9 protein-coding genes are annotated in these 15,682 nt (G+C 67.8%); 3 read left to right on the plus strand and 6 right to left on the minus strand.

Going from position 1 to position 15,682, the window contains the following annotated elements; translation table 11 throughout:
- Positions 1–54 precede the first annotated feature (54 nt).
- The 6 genes from rpoD to aroB all read right to left on the minus strand — a co-directional run bounded on the left by rpoD (position 55) and on the right by aroB (position 13,291).
- Entirely contained in the window at positions 55–1,965 is a 1,911-nt protein-coding gene (gene rpoD / locus D106_RS0112670; RefSeq protein ID WP_018880266.1) for an RNA polymerase sigma factor RpoD, read from the minus strand.
- Between the two features lie 215 nt (positions 1,966–2,180).
- Positions 2,181–3,962: a DNA primase gene (gene dnaG, locus D106_RS0112675; RefSeq protein WP_018880267.1), complete on the minus strand. Its 1,782-nt coding sequence runs from the start codon at positions 3,960–3,962 to the stop codon at positions 2,181–2,183.
- Positions 3,963–4,321: 359 nt separating this feature from the next.
- Entirely contained in the window at positions 4,322–8,785 is a 4,464-nt protein-coding gene (gltB, locus tag D106_RS0112680; protein WP_018880268.1) for a glutamate synthase large subunit, read from the minus strand.
- A 348-nt stretch (positions 8,786–9,133) separates the two neighbouring features.
- Positions 9,134–10,996, minus strand: coding sequence for an SPOR domain-containing protein (locus tag D106_RS0112685; protein WP_026280673.1), 1,863 nt, complete (start codon positions 10,994–10,996; stop codon positions 9,134–9,136).
- 11 nt (positions 10,997–11,007) lie between these two features.
- The gene (locus D106_RS0112690) at positions 11,008–12,177 is read right to left on the minus strand and encodes a deoxyguanosinetriphosphate triphosphohydrolase (protein WP_018880269.1); all 1,170 of its coding nucleotides are present in this window, start codon (positions 12,175–12,177) and stop codon (positions 11,008–11,010) included.
- A 4-nt stretch (positions 12,178–12,181) separates the two neighbouring features.
- Positions 12,182–13,291 (minus strand): 3-dehydroquinate synthase, encoded by a 1,110-nt coding sequence (gene aroB / locus D106_RS0112695; RefSeq protein WP_026280674.1) that lies wholly within the window; start codon positions 13,289–13,291, stop codon positions 12,182–12,184.
- 179 nt (positions 13,292–13,470) lie between these two features.
- Between aroB and rpsU the strand changes: the two genes are divergently transcribed.
- The 3 genes from rpsU (at position 13,471) to D106_RS0112710 (ending at position 15,681) form a co-directional block, all read left to right on the plus strand.
- The gene (gene rpsU, locus D106_RS0112700) at positions 13,471–13,686 is read left to right on the plus strand and encodes a 30S ribosomal protein S21 (RefSeq protein ID WP_012981683.1); all 216 of its coding nucleotides are present in this window, start codon (positions 13,471–13,473) and stop codon (positions 13,684–13,686) included.
- Between the two features lie 40 nt (positions 13,687–13,726).
- Entirely contained in the window at positions 13,727–14,176 is a 450-nt protein-coding gene (locus D106_RS0112705) for a GatB/YqeY domain-containing protein (protein ID WP_018876527.1), read from the plus strand.
- Between the two features lie 98 nt (positions 14,177–14,274).
- A complete protein-coding gene (locus tag D106_RS0112710) occupies positions 14,275–15,681 on the plus strand; it encodes an FAD-dependent oxidoreductase (RefSeq protein WP_018880271.1) in 1,407 nt (468 codons plus the stop codon).
- Position 15,682 lies beyond the last annotated feature (1 nt).

A 15,682-nucleotide genomic window follows, 5' to 3' on the forward strand; every position in this document is an offset into this window, starting at 1 on the left:
AGCGATGGCGCCGCAGCGGCAGGGCAGGTTCCGGCCGTTCGGCCGGGACGCCGGTTACTCGGCGTCGGTGTAGGTGCGCAGCAGTTCGGCGCGAGTCGGGTGGCGCAGCTTGCGCAGGGCCTTGGCCTCGATCTGACGGATGCGTTCGCGGGTGACGTCGAACTGCTTGCCGACCTCTTCGAGGGTGTGGTCGGTGTTCATGTCGATGCCGAAGCGCATGCGCAGGACCTTGGCCTCGCGCGGGGTCAGCGTGGAAAGGATCTCGCGGGTGGCCTCGGTGAGGCTTTCCTGCGCGGCGGAGTCCGACGGCGAGGCGACCTTTTCGTCCTCGATGAAGTCGCCCAGATGGGAGTCTTCGTCGTCGCCGATCGGAGTCTCCATGGAGATCGGTTCCTTGGAGATCTTGAGCACCTTGCGGATCTTGTCCTCGGGCATCTCCATGCGCTCGGCGAGTTCTTCCGGCGTGGCCTCGCGGCCCATCTCCTGCAGCATCTGGCGGGAGACGCGGTTGAGCTTGTTGATGGTCTCGATCATGTGCACCGGGATGCGGATGGTCCGGGCCTGGTCCGCGATGGAGCGGGTGATGGCCTGGCGAATCCACCAGGTGGCGTAGGTCGAGAACTTGTAGCCGCGACGGTATTCGAACTTGTCCACCGCCTTCATCAGGCCGATGTTGCCTTCCTGGATCAGGTCGAGGAACTGCAGGCCGCGGTTGGTGTACTTCTTGGCGATGGAGATCACCAGGCGCAGATTGGCCTCGACCATCTCTTTCTTGGCGCGGCGGGCCTTGGCCTCGCCGATGGACATGCGACGGTTGATCTCCTTGATCTCGGAGATGTTCAGGCTGGCCTCGTGCTCGATCTCGGCGAGCTTTTTCTGCAGGCGCACGATCTCGTCCTCGTGCTCGGCGAGGGCGGTGGTGTACTTGCCCTTGGCCTTGCAGGCTTCCTTGATCCAGTCGAGGTTGGTCTCGTTCTTGGGGAAGCTGTCGATGAAGGCCTTGCGCGGCATCTGCGCCTGTTCCACGGCCAGCGCCATGATGCGGCGCTCGTGGCGGCGGATCTGGTCGATGCTGCCGTGCAGCTGCGTGGTCAGCTGGTCGACCATGCGCGGGACCAGCTTGAACTCCATGAAGTACTTGGCGGTGGCCTCGCGCGCGACGGCGTAGGCCTCGCGGTTGCCCTTCTCGAAGGCCTTGTGGGCCTTGGCGTGCAGCTTGCGCAGCTTCTCGAAGCGTTCGCGGGCCTCTTCCGGGTCCGGGCCGGTGTCGACCGGTTCGGCGGCTTCTTCGTCTTCCTCGGCGTCCTCCACCTCGTCGACGATGGCATCCAGCTCGGCGCTGGCCTGTTGTTCGGCAGCCGCCGCGGCCGCGGCCTTCTGCTCGTCCTGGGCCTTCTGCGCCTGTTCCGGCGTCACCAGGCCGCGGGCCACGGCCTCGCCGTTGGCGTGGTCGTTCGGGTCGATGAAGGAGACCACCAGGTCGGTCAGACGGCCGTTGTTTTCGACAATCTGGTCATACTCGTGGATCAGTCGTTCGATCGCGCCCGGGTGGTGAGCCAGCGCGAACAGGACCTGCATCAGGCCTTCCTCGATGCGCTTGGCAATGCGGATCTCGCCCTCGCGGGTCAGCAGCTCGACCGTGCCCATCTCGCGCATGTACATGCGCACGGGGTCGGTGGTGCGGCCGAAGTCGCTGTCGGCGGAGGCCAGCGCGGCCACGGCATCCTCGGCGTCCTCGTCGGCGGAGACGGAGCCGTCGGACAGCAGCAGGCTGTCAGCGTCCGGGGCCTGTTCGTGCACCGCGATGCCCATGTCGTTGATCATCGCGATGATGTCCTCGACCTGGTCGGAGTCGATGATCGAGTCGGGCAGGTGGTCGTTCACCTCGGTATACGTGAGGTATCCCTGCTCCTTGCCCTTGGCAATCAGTTCCTTGAGCTGGGATTGCTGCTCTTCACGATTCATTGCGGTCGTACTCCGAGGTGCTTGGTCGAGCCGCTACAGGACGGCTCTAGGAAATTGGGGCGCAGAAAAATCAATCCTGTATTGTAGCAGAAGATTCTTATATTGCCGGTTGCCGGACGCTGATTGCGGTCAAGGCCCTGCGCGGCGCGCCGTGTGGCGCCCTCCGGCTGTCTGAACAATGCGGGCAATCGCGTCCGCTTCAAGGCCCGGGCTGGCTATTGCGGCCGGTCGAATCGCTGCAGCTGCTCGGTAAGACGGGCGAGCTCGGCGCGTTGTTCCGTCCCCAGCTCGGTGCCGGGGCGAGTCAGTTCACGAATTCGCGAGCGGTAGTGCTGGCGCAGGAGCTGGCGGGCGCAGTCCAGCGCCGTCTGCCGGGTGACGGCCACCTCGCCGTCGTCCAGGGCCTGGTGGGCCAGGGCCATCAGGCGCTGGAAGTGGCGTTCCTCGCGGAAGCGTTCCAGCAGCCCGGCGGTATGCCGTTCGGGGTTTTCGTCCAGGGCGGCGAGGAGCTCGCGCAGGGTGGCCGCGGCCACCCCGGGCAGTTCGACGAGCTGGCGGATTTCCGGTTGCGACCAGTCGAGTTCCGGGTGTTGCAGGACACGCGCCAGCAGGGCGCCCCACAGGGCCGGCGGGCTTTCGCCGCCGGGTGCCCGGCTGGCGGTGGGGTTGGCCGGAAGATCGCCCCCCGAACCCGAGGCCGTCGCGCGGGCGGGTTCGGGGGGCTGCTCGGACAAGACCTGTTCCAGGCGCTCGTGGCTCAGATGGGTCTCCTCGGCGATGCGTTCGACCAACTGGTCGCGGAACAGGGGATCGCGCGTGGTGGCGACCAGCTTCATCGCGGCATGCGCGAAGCGGGTGCGGCCTTCGGCGGTGTCGGTCGGGTGCTCCTCGCGCAGCAGCCGGACCAGCGTCTCGGACAGGGGCAGGGCACCGGCCAGCCGTTCCTCCCAGCCGGCGAGGCCGTCACGCAGCACCAGGCTGTCGGGGTCGTCCCCCTCGGGCAGAAACAGCACCCGCACCTCGCGCAGGCCCTGGATCGCGGGCAAGGCCTCGGCCAGTGAGCGCCAGGCCGCGCGGCGCCCGGCGGCGTCGCCGTCGAAGCACAGGGTGATGCGCGAGACCTGGCGGAACAGGCTGTCCAGGTGGGCGCGGGTCAGGGCGGTGCCCATGCAGGCCACGGCGCGACGGAAGCCGGCGTGCGCCAGGCCGACCACATCCATGTAGCCTTCGACCACGACGATGTCGTCCAGGCGGGTGTTCGCCTTGCGCGCCTCGAACAGGCCGTAGATCACCTGGCCCTTGTGGAAGACCTCGCTCTCGGGGCTATTCAGGTACTTCGGCTCGCCGTCCTCGATCAGGCGCCCGCCGAAGCCGGTAATGCGCCCGCGCCGGTCGCGAATCGGAAACATGATGCGCGTACGAAAGCGCTCGCGGATGCCGCCGTCGTCGCGCCGCGCGGCCAGGCCGGCATCCACCAGCTGCTGCGGGGTGAAGCGGGGCTTGAGCGCCTCGATCAGGCCCGATGGGGGCGCCCAGCCGATCTGGTAGTCGCGGGCCGTGGTGCCGTCGATGCCACGGTTTTTCAGGTACTCGACGGCCTTCGGCGTCTGGCGCAGCTGCTGCACGTAGTAGTCGGCGGCCGCGTTGAGGGCCTCGTACAGCGGGGCGTGGGCCTCGCGTTTGTCGTCCCCTCCGGCCTCGCGCGGGACCTCCAGTCCGGCCTGTTCGGCCAGCTGCTCCACCGCCTCGGGAAAACTCAGATTCTCGTACTCCATCAGGAAGCTGATGGCCGTGCCGTGCGCCCCGCAGCCGAAGCAGTGATAGAACTGTTTTTGCGGCGAGACATAGAACGACGGCGTCTTCTCGCCGTGGAACGGACAGCAGGCGGCGAACTCGCGCCCGGCCTTCTTCAGGCTCACGCGGCGCTGGATCACCTCGACGATGTCGCTGCGTTCGAGGAGCTCGTCGATGAATGCCTGTGGGATGAGACCTGCCATGGTGTCGCCGGCTATTCCTCGGGGGTGTGCTCGTCGTCAGGTTCGCATGATAGCCCAGCGTTGGGCCGCAACACGTCATTGCGGGACGCGGCAGCCGACGCAGTAAGCCCTGAGTGAGTCTCGGTGGTCGCCGGGGCTGTCCGTGGAGATCGCCACGTCGCTTCGCTCCTCGCGATGACGCTCCTTTCTATCTCCCCGTCCTTGCGAGGAGCCTTGGGCGACGAAGCAATCGCTTGGTGCTGTGTCCCGGTGGCAGTTTCTGGAGATTGCTTCGCTGCGCTCGCAATGACGGTTTTTCGGCACTGCAAACAAAACGGGCCCCGTGAGGGGCCCGTTTCAAAGTTCCGCCGGGTGGTGGGTCAGGCGGCCTGGCGCAGGTTGGCCAGCAGGCCCCGGAGTTCGGAGGCCTTGGGCTTCACCAGCCAGAACGAGCCCTGGTAGTCGTCGAAACGTTCCAGGATCTCGCGGCCCCAGGCGCTGTCGGTCTCGTGCACGAACTCGGTGATGAGTTCCTCGAGATAGTTGCGGTGCGCCTCCATTTCCTCGGTGTCGAGGCGGTGCAGGTCGATCAGCTCGTTGTTGATGCGGTCCGGGAAGTCGTTCTCCCGGTCCAGCACGAACGCGAAGCCGCCGGTCATGCCCGCGCCGAAGTTGATGCCGGTGTTGCCCAGCACCACCATCACGCCGCCGGTCATGTACTCGCAGCCGTGGTCGCCGATGCCTTCCACCACGGCGATCGCGCCGGAGTTGCGCACCCCGAAGCGTTCGCCGCACTGGCCGGCGGCGAACAGCTTGCCGCCGGTCGCGCCATACAGGCAGGTGTTGCCCATGATGGTGGTGTCCTGGCTGGCGAAGCCCGAGCCTTCCGGCGGGCGGATCACCAGCTTGCCGCCGGTCATGCCCTTGCCGACGTAGTCGTTGGCATCGCCTTCCAGGTACAGGTGCAGGCCGCCGGCGTTCCAGACGCCGAAGCTCTGCCCGGCCGTGCCCTTCATGCGCACGGTGATCGGGGCATCGGACATGCCCTGGTTGCCGTGGCGTTTGGCGATCTCGCCGGACAGGCGCGCGCCGATCGAGCGGTCGGTATTGGCGACGTCGAAACGGTACTCGCCACCGGCCTTGTTCTCGATCGCCTCGAGCATCTCGGCGACCATCTTCTCGGCCAGCTCGCCCTTGTCGAACGGCTCGTTCTTCGGCTCCTTGCAGAAGCGTGGCTTGTCGGCGAGGTCGCCGCTGGCCAGCAGGCCGTTCAGGTCCAGGTGCTGCTGCTTCGGCGTCTCGCCCGGCAGGATCTCCAGCAGATCGGTACGGCCGATCAGATCCGTCAGGCTGCGCACGCCCAGCTTCGCCATCCACTCGCGGGTCTCGCGGGCGACAAACTGGAAGTAGTGCATGACCATCTCGGGCAGGCCGATGAAGTGGTTCATGCGCAGCACCTTGTCCTGCGTGGCGACACCCGTTGCGCAGTTGTTCAGGTGGCAGATCCGCAGGTACTTGCAGCCCAGCGCGACCATCGGGCCGGTGCCGAAGCCGAAGCTCTCCGCACCCAGGATCGCCGCCTTGATCACGTCGAGGCCGGTCTTCAGGCCGCCGTCGGTCTGCAGCCGCACCTTGTCGCGCAGGTCGTTGCCGCGCAGGGTCGCGTGGGTCTCGGTCAGGCCCAGCTCCCACGGGGTGCCGGCGTACTTCACCGAGGTCAGCGGGCTGGCGCCGGTGCCGCCGTCGTAACCGGAGATGGTGATCAGGTCGGCGTAGGCCTTGGCCACGCCGGCGGCGATCGTGCCAACCCCGGCCTCGGAGACCAGCTTCACCGAGACCAGCGCATCCGGATTGACCTGCTTGAGGTCGAAGATCAGCTGCGCCAGGTCCTCGATGGAGTAAATGTCGTGGTGCGGCGGCGGCGAGATCAGGGCCACGCCCGGATTCGAGTAGCGCAGCTCCGCGATCATCTTGTTGACCTTGTGGCCCGGCAGCTGGCCGCCCTCGCCGGGCTTCGCGCCCTGGGCAACCTTGATCTGCAGCACCTCGGCGTTGACCAGGTAGTGCGGGGTCACGCCGAAGCGGCCGGAGGCCACCTGCTTGATCTTGGACATGCGCTCGGTGCCGTAGCGGGAGACGGCCTCGCCGCCCTCGCCGGAGTTGGAGCGCCCGCCTAGGCGGTTCATCGCGGTGGCCAGGGCCTCGTGGGCCTCCGGCGACAGCGCGCCCAGGCTCATGCCAGCGGAGTCGAAGCGCGGCAGGATCTCGGCCTCGGGCTCGACCTCGTCCAGCGCGATCGGCTCGATGTCGTCGCGGACCTTCAGCAGGTCGCGCAGCACGGTCACCGGGCGTTCGTTCACCAGGTCTGCATATTCCTGGTACACGCCGTAGTCGCCGGACTGCACGGCGCGGTGCAGGGTCTGGATCACGTCCGGGTTGTAGGCGTGGTACTCGCCACCGTGGACGTACTTCAGCAGGCCGCCCTGGCCGGCGCTCTTGCGCGGGTTCCAGGCGCGCTTGGACAGCGTCTCCAGGTCCGCCTCGATATCGGCGAAGCGGGTGCCCTTGATGCGGCTGGTGGTGCCGGTGAAGCAGGTGTCCACGACCTCGTCGGCCAGGCCGACGATCTCGAACAGCTGCGCGCCGCGGTAGCTGGCGATGGTGGAGATGCCCATCTTCGACAGGATCTTGAACAGGCCCTTGTTGATGCCGCGGCGGTAGTTCTGCGCCAGGGTCAGTGGGTCCGCGTTCGGGATCTCGCCGGACTCGCACATGCCGTGCAGCGCGGAGTAGGCCAGGTAGGGGTAGATCGCAGTGGCGCCGTAGCCGAGCAGGACCGCGAAGTGGTGCGGGTCGCGCACGGTGGCGGTCTCGGCGACGATGTTCGCGTCGGTGCGCAGCTTGGCGCGGATCAGCGCGTGATGCACCGCGCCCACGGCCAGCGCGGCCGGGATCGGGCGGCGTTCCGGGTCGATGCCGCGGTCCGACAGCACCAGCACCACGGCACCGCCGCGCACGGCCTCGACTGCGTTTGCGGTCAGGGCCTTCACGGCGTCTTCCAGGGAGCCGGCATGGACGTCGTAGTTGAGGTCCATGCGCTCGACGCGGAAGGCGTCCTCGGTCTGGTTGCACAGTTCGCGGAACTTGGCCTCGGACAGCACCGGGGAGTCGGATACCAGGCGGTGGGCGTGGTCCGGGGTCTCCTCGAACAGGTTCTGCTCACGGCCGAAGCAGGTCTCCAGCGACATCACGATGCTCTCGCGCAGCGGGTCGATCGCCGGGTTGGTGACCTGGGCGAACTGCTGGCGGAAGTAGTCGTACAGTGAGCGGGTGTGCTGCGACAGCACCGCGAACGGGGTGTCGTCGCCCATCGAGCCCACGGCCTCCTGACCGGCCTCGGCCAGCACGCGCAGGATCTGGTCGCGCTCCTCGAAGGTCACGTCGAACAGCTTTTCGTAGGTCTCCAGGCGCTCGGGCGGCATCGGCTCGCCGGAGAACAGCTGGTTGTCGTCCAGCTGGCTCTTCAGGTGTTTCTCGTGGGCGCGCAGCCACTGGCGGTAGGGCTGGCGCGTGCGGTTGATGCGGTCGACGTCCTCGGGATGGAGCAGCTCGCCGGATTCGGTATCCACGGCCAGCATCTGCCCGGGCTTCAGGCGGCCCTTGGCGACCACATCCTCCGGGGCGTAGTCGTACACGCCGATCTCGGAGGCCAGGGTGATGTGGCGGTCCTTGGTGATCACATAGCGCGCCGGGCGCAGGCCGTTGCGGTCCAGGGTGCAGGCGGCGTAGCGGCCGTCGGTCAGCACGATCCCGGCCGGGCCGTCCCAGGGCTCCATGTGCATGGAGTTGTATTCGTAGAAGGCGCGCAGGTCGGAGTCCATGTGCGCGACGTTCTGCCACGCCGGCGGGACCAGCAGGCGCATCGCGCGGAACAGGTCCATGCCGCCGGCCAGGAGGACCTCCAGCATGTTGTCCAGGCTCTGCGAGTCGGAGCCTTCCAGGTTGACCAGCGGCTCCAGTTCGGCCAGTTCCGGCAGCTTCTCGGTGGCGAACTTGTGCTGGCGTGCGACCGCCCAGTTGCGGTTGCCCTGCACGGTGTTGATCTCGCCGTTGTGGGCGAGGAAGCGGAACGGCTGCGCCAGGCCCCACTGCGGGAAGGTGTTGGTGGAGAAGCGCTGGTGGAACACGCAGATCGCGGTCTCCAGCTCCGGGCGCTGCAGGTCGCGGTAGAACACCGGCAGGTTTTCCGGCATCACCAGGCCCTTGTAGGAGACCACGCGCGCGGACAGGCTCGGCACGTAGAACACCGGGTCGTCGCCCATCGCGATCTCGGCGCGGCGGCGTACCACAAACAGGGCGCGCTCGAAGTCATCGCCGTCCATGTCGGCCGGGGCGTTGATGAACACCTGCAGGATGTGCGGCTGGCTCTTCAGGGCCTCGGCACCACAGGCGTCTTCCGGGTTGACCGGGACCTCGCGCCAGCCGGCAAGCGTAAGCGGGCCGCGCTCGATCGCGTTCTCCACGGCGGCACGCGTCTCGGCGATCTTTTCCGGGTTGATGAACACGATACCGGCGGCGAAGCGCTCGGCCAGCTCGATGTTCGACTCCGAGGCCAGGGTGCGCAGGAAGGCCTCGGGGGCCTTCATCAGCAGCCCGCAACCATCGCCGGTCTTGCCGTCCGCGGCGATCGCGCCGCGGTGGGTCATGCGTTCCAGTGCCTTGATTGCCGTGTCCACCACCCAGTGGCTGGCGACGCCGTCCATGTGCGCAATGAGGCCGAAGCCGCAGTTGTCGCGCTCGAATTCGGGGCGGTAGAGGGTGCCGTTCAGTTGGTTCTGTCGCATCGGTGAACTCCGGTCGCAGCGCGCAGGGCCTTGCGCGGGCGCGGTACGTGGGTCAGGGCCGTCCCTGGGAACAAGAACACGAAAAAAGGCGCAGGAATATAGCGAACCGCCATTCTCCCGGCAAACCGGGCCCGGTCAAAAAGACACGACACCCGCGCAGGTTAAAGTCCGGCAGGGTAGTTCACCACGGAGCCACCAATCAGGTCGAAGGCGGTTCACAGGAAGATGGGAAGACTGGAAGGTACTGACTGGAATGTTTTTGGTCGGAATCGTCTTTTCCTTCCCGTCTTCTCATCTTCCTGTTAATGCTTTTCAGGTTCTCTTTGGGCACCTTGTGGTGGGTGCAGCTTAATCCCGGACGGCGTTCTGGACCGAGCCGATGGAGCGGATCCAGGGCTCGTCGTTGCGCACTGCGGCCGGCAGGTCCTCGGCGGCGCGCTGGGCGGCCGCCCGGTCGGAGAAGACTCCGGCCAGGATGACCACGAAGTCGCGGTTGTTGACCCGGGTCGGGATGTAGCGGATGGCACCCAGATCGTGCTGGTCCGCGTATGCGCGTGCGGCCTCCATGTTCGGCGCGGCCAGCAGCTGGATGGTCGTGGCGCTGCCGTCCTGGTTGTTCAGCCAGTCGCGGTCACTGGCCAGACGCGCGGCGTCGGCGTCGTCCACGGCCGGTGCTTCGGCGGCGGGTTCCGGCTCGGGTTCCGGTTCCGGCTCTGGCGCCGGTTCCGGTGCGGGCTCGGGGGTTGGCTCCGGCTCGGGTGCTGGCTCCGGCTCCGGAGCGGGTTCTGCGTCACCGGCTTCTGCGGTGGGTTCAGGTTCGGGTTCGGGTGCTTCTGCGGCCGGTTCCGGGGAGTCGGTCCCGGGCGCGGACGGTTCGGCCGCGGCCGGCGGGGGCAGATCCAGCGGGTCGGCCACGGCGATCTCGTCATCGTGCGCGGGCGCCGGCTCGGGCCTGGGTTCGGGCTCGGCCTCGGTGACGCGCGGTTCGGGCAGGGGTAGCTCGATGATCTCGCTGTCGGCGGGCGCGGGCTCGCCCTCCAGCAGTTGCCAGGCGACCGGTGCGGCGATCCCCAGTGCCACGGTGATGGCGACGGCGGGTACGAACCAGCGCTGGTTCCAGAACGCGGCGTTTTCCGGTGCCGGGGGCTCGGGGATACGGTCGTCGGCCGCAATGCTGCCCGGCTCGCTCGCGGAGCTCTCCGGGGCGGGAGGCTCGGCGGTGGAGGTGGACAGGGCTTCGGCCGCGGGCGTGAAGTCCTCGTCGTCGCGGCTCGCCCGGAGGCTCGGTTCCGGGTCCGGGGCGGGCTCGGGGGTCGGCTCGGGCTCCCTGCGAGCGGCGTGAAAGGCCGGTTCTTCTGTGTCCGGTTCCGGGTCGGGGGTATCGACCTCGGCGGCGTCCCCTGCGGCCACGCCGGGCGCGGCGCTGCCGGTGGTCGCCGCGGCGCTGGCCCGGCGCTCGCTGCGGCACTGGCGTTCGAGGAAGCTGTTGGCCTCGCGGTTGAGGTTGCCCGGCAGGCCCTGGCTGGTGGTCTGCAGGTGGGCAATGGCGTCCGCGTCCAGCAGGCGGTCGGGGTCGGTCAGGCCCGCCGCCTGCAGGCGGTGGCGCAGGTAGGCCGCGGTCTGTTCCAGGTTGAAGGCGCGCAGGCTGACCCGGGTGACCTGATCCTCGTCGGAGGGGTCGGGCAGGTACAGGCGGCGGCGCAGCAGGCCGCCGGACCCCACCAGGATGATGCGCGGGGCGCGGCCGTGCTTGGCGAGGACCTCGCTGCGCATGCGCATCAGATTGTTGACGATGTCGGTGCCCACCAGGTGGGCGTCGTCCATGGCAATGACCGGGTCGACGCCGTCGTCGACGCGGTCGGCCAGCAGTTCGGTCAGGGGGCGGTCGGGGTCGTCCGCGTTCTGCGAGCGCAGGTAGTTGCGAATGGTGTTGTCCACCGATTCGAACTGGGTATTGATCCGCGCGCGGAAGGCAATCAGCTCGAACGGGTCGGGCAGCATGGCCAGCAGCCGCATCAGCTGCAGGCTGCGTCCGGAGCCGTTCTCCCCGGTCATCAGGACGACCGCCCCGGGGCCGTTCAGGGCAGCCCGTGCCGATTCCAGCTGGCCGTCCAGCAGCGGATCGCTGTAGATGAAGGTCTCGTCGGGGGCGTCGTCAAACGGCGGCGCGTGCAGGCCGAGTTGTTCCAGGCATTGTTCGGAAAGCGCCATCGGATTCGGTCTCAGGTCAGCGTGCCCAGGTCGAACAGGCGGTGGTGTTCGCGGATGGCGTGGCGGTCGGTCATGCCGGCGATGTAGTCGGCGATGGCGCGTTGCAGGGCGTGCGGATCATGCGCGGCGATTGCGTCCGCGTGGCGCTGGTAGTTCTCGGGCATCAGGCGGGGCTCGGACTCGAACGCGGCGAACAGATCGTGGATCAGTTGACGTGCCTTGTGCATGACCCCGTGGACCTGATGGTGATGGTAGAGGTTCTCGCGCAGGAAGCCCTTGAGTTCACGCGCCTGCTCGGCCACCTCCGGGCTGAAGCGGATCAGGGCCTCCCCGGCGCGGCGGACGTCATCGGCGGACTGCGGGCGGTGGCGGTCGATGGCCGCCTGGCTGCTCCCGATCAGGTCGCTGACCAGGGTGTCGATCATGCGGCGCACGGTCTCGTGCTGGGTTCGCCGTGGATCCAGATCCGGATAGCGGGCCTGGACCTTCTCGCGGCAGTCGCGGAACAGGGTGACCTCGGCGAGGCGGTCCATGGTGAGCAGACCCGAGCGAAGGCCGTCGTCGACGTCGTGATTGTTGTAGGCGATCTCGTCGGCCACGTTGGCGAGCTGGGCCTCCAGGCTCGGCTGTTCCTTCTGCAGGAAGCGCACCCCGACCTCGCCCAGCTGGCGGGCCTTTTCGGGCGAGCAGTGCTTGAGGATGCCCTCGCGCGTCTCGAAGGTCAGGTTGAGGCCGTCGAACTCGGCGTAGTGGCGCTCCAGCAGATCGACGATGCGCAGGGACTGCAGGTTGTGCTCGAAGCCGCCGTGCTCGCGCATGCAGGCATTCAGGGCGTGCTGCCCGGCGTGCCCGAACGGCGTGTGGCCGAGGTCATGCGCCAGGGCGATGGCTTCGACCAGGTCCTCGTTGAGTTGCAGGGCGCGCGCGATCGAGCGCCCGATCTGCGCGACCTCCAGCGAGTGGGTCAGACGGTTGCGGAACAGGTCGCCCTCGTGGCTGATGAAGACCTGGGTCTTGTACTCCAGGCGGCGAAAGGCGCTGGAGTGCACGATGCGATCGCGATCGCGCTGGAAGTCGCTGCGGTGGCGGGGGGCGGGCTCCGCCTGGGCGCGCCCGCGCGAGTGCGCGGGATCGCAGGCCCAGGGTGCCAGTCCCGGTGTGAGGCTGCCGGGCGTGGTCATGGCCTCAGGCGACACGGGCATGCTCGCGCAGGGTATGGTCCAGGGCCGCCGGATCGAATGCGTCGGTCAGCACGGCCTCGCCAATGCCGCGCAGCAGGACCAGCCGCAGGCGGCCACTGGCGACCTTCTTGTCGATGGCCATCAATTCGCGGAAGCGCTCCGGGGTGACCTCGGCCGGGGGCTCCAGGGCCAGGCCGGCGCGTCGGATCAGGGCCTCCGCGCGTTCGCGGCCGGCGCGGTCCAGCCAGCCCATGCGCTCCGACATGCGTGCGGCCATGGCCATGCCGGTGCCGACGGCCTCGCCGTGCAGCCAGGCGCCATAGCCCATGCCGGCCTCGATCGCGTGGCCAAAGGTATGGCCCAGGTTCAGCAGGGCGCGGATGCCGCCCTCGCGCTCGTCGGCGGCGACGATCTCGGCCTTGCAGGCGCAGGAACGGCGAATGGCGTAGGCCAGCGCCTCTGGATCCAGCGCGCCGAGGGCGTCGATGTGCTCCTCCAGCCAGGCGAAGAAGTCGGCGTCGCGGATCAGGCCGTACTTGATGACCTCGGCCAGGCCGGCCTGCAGCTCGCGCCGGGGCAGGGTCTTCAGGGTGTCGGTGTCGATCACGACAGCGCGCGGCTGATGGAAGGCGCCGATCATGTTCTTGCCCAGCGGGTGGTTCACCCCGGTCTTGCCGCCCACGGAGGAGTCGACCTGGGCGAGCAGGGTGGTCGGCACCTGCACAAAGTCGATGCCGCGCTGATAGATGGCGGCGGCAAACCCGGCGATGTCGCCGACCACGCCGCCGCCGAGGGCGACAATCCGGCTGCCCCGGTCCAGGCGAGCCTCCAGCAGCCGGGTCAGGATGCTTTCCACCGTGGCCAGCGTCTTGTGCTGTTCGCCGTCGGGCAGTTCGATCCACAACGGCTCGCCGTCAAGGTCGCAGGCCGCGAGGCTGCGGCGCAGGGCGTCGCCGTACAGGGGGCCCACGGTGGTGTTGGTCACCACGGCGACGCGCCGGCCCGCCAGCGCCGGGCGCAGGTGTTCCGGGGCGGCCAGCATGCCCGGCCCGATGTGGATCGGGTAGGCGCGCTCGCCCAGTTCGACATTGAGGCTTTCCATGGGCGCCATCATAGCGTGCGGGCCGATGATGGCGTAAGCCGGGCATGCGCCGTGCTGCGGATCGCTTCACGGACTTTTGCAATTGGTGCGGGTTGGATTACCATAGGGAGTTCTGCATGGTCGCCCGGAGTGTTGGCGGCCGGTTTTGTTGTTTTTGATCGAAAAGATCCAGCATCCGTTTCGGAGATTGTATGCCGCACGTACGAGTTCGTGAGAATGAGCCCTTCGAGGTCGCCCTGCGCCGTTTCAAGCGCACCTGCGAGAAGGCCGGTGTGGTCGCGGAAGTCCGCCGCCGCGAGTACTACGAAAAGCCGACCACCGAACGCAAGCGGAAGGCCGCGGCCGCGGTGAAGCGCCAGTTGAAGAAGAACTCCCGCGACATGACCCGCCGGGTGCGCCTGTACTGAACCCCTGTCCGGGTAGCTGCCCGGACCCGAGGACCCGACCATGTCGCTCAAGGCCCGGTTGCAGGATGACGTGAAGCAGGCCATGCGGGCCCGGGAGAAGGACCGCCTGGCGGCATTGCGCATGATTCAGGCCGAGGTGTCGCAGTTCGAGGTCGACGAGCGGCGCGAGGCCGACGACGACACCGTTCTGGCAATCCTCAATCGCATGCTCAAGCAGCGGCGCGACTCCATCGATCAGTACCAGAAGGGTGGTCGCGAGGATCTCGCCGAGCGCGAGGCCGCCGAGATCGCCATCATCGAGGAATACATGCCGGAGCCGCTGGATGCGGCGGCCCTCGATCAGCTGGTGCAGGAGGCGATCGCCGAGACCGGCGCCGCGGCCCCCGGCGACATGGGCAAGGTGATGGGCGTACTCAAGCCCCGGGTCTTCGGTCGTGCCGACATGGGTCAGGTGAGCCAGAAGGTCCGGTCCGCACTGGGGCATTCTTGACCGTTACGCTCGTTTGAGCGAAACGGACCATTCCTGAACGCATGAACGGTTGAACCCCGTGGCGTCATGCCGCCGGTTCCCGTCGGAGCGAGTGATCCATGGCTTCCAATCCGATGCAGTTCCTGGACCTGCCGCGCCAGGACCCTCAGAAGACCCCTGCCGAGATTCGTATCCACGAGTTCGGCGAGATCATTGGTCAGTTCGACCCGGCGACCGCGGGGCAGCAGGCGGGTCGCTGTCTGGCTTGCGGCAATCCCTATTGCGAATGGAAATGCCCGGTCCACAACTTCATCCCCAACTGGCTGAAGCTGGTGGAGGAAGGCAACCTGTTTGCCGCGGCCGAGCTCTCGCACAAGACCAACTCCCTGCCCGAGGTCTGCGGCCGCGTGTGCCCGCAGGACCGTCTTTGCGAGGGCGCCTGCACCCTGAATGACGGCTTCGGCGCGGTCACCATCGGCTCGGTCGAGAAGTACATCACCGACGAGGCATTGAAGGCCGGCTGGCGCCCGGATCTCTCTGACGTCACCGCGACCGGCAAGCGGGTCGCGGTGATTGGCGCCGGCCCCGCGGGGCTGGGCTGCGCCGATATCCTGGCGCGTAACGGCGTGCAGGCGGTGGTGTATGACCGTTATCCGGAGATCGGCGGCCTGCTGACCTTCGGCATCCCGCCGTTCAAGCTGGAAAAGCACGTCATCCGCACTCGCCGTGAGATCCTCGAGGGCATGGGGGTCGAGTTCCGGCTGAATACCGAGATCGGCCGCGACATCGCGATGGACGCCCTGCTGGAGGAATACGATGCCGTGTTCCTCGGCATGGGCACCTACACGGCGATGCAGGGCGGCTTCCCTGGCGAGGACCTGCCGGGCGTGTATCCGGCCCTGCCGTTCCTGATCTCCAACATCCGCCAGGTGATGAACTGGCCGCAGGAAGAGGGCGGCGAGTTCATCGACATGGCCGGGCAGCGCGTGGTCGTGCTGGGCGGCGGCGATACCGCGATGGACTGCAACCGCACCTCGATTCGCCAGGGCGCCGCCTCGGTGACCTGCGCCTACCGGCGTGACGAAGAGAACATGCCCGGCTCGCGCAAGGAAGTGGTGCATGCGCGCGAAGAGGGCGTGCACTTCGAATTCAACGTGCAGCCGGTGGAGATCGTCGGCGACGGCAAGGTGGAGGGCGTAAAGGTCGTGCGCACCCAGATGGGTGCCCCGGACGAACGCGGCCGCCGCCGTCCCGAACCGGTCCCCGGCTCCGAGCACGTGATCCCGGCCGACCGGGTGCTGATCGCCTTCGGCTTTCGTCCGTCGCCCTCCGACTGGTTTGCCGACTACAAGATCGGTATCGACGAGGGCGGGCGCGTGCAGACCGCGGGCGAGCATGCCTTCCAGACCGGCAACCCGAAGGTGTTTGCCGGCGGCGACATGGTGCGCGGCTCCGACCTGGTGGTCACCGCCGTCTTCGAGGGCCGCGAGGCCGCCGAAGGCATCCTCGAATACCTCGGCGTCTGAG

Source organism: Thioalkalivibrio sp. ALE9 (genome assembly GCF_000377445.1).
In the GTDB taxonomy this organism is placed as follows: domain Bacteria; phylum Pseudomonadota; class Gammaproteobacteria; order Ectothiorhodospirales; family Ectothiorhodospiraceae; genus Thioalkalivibrio.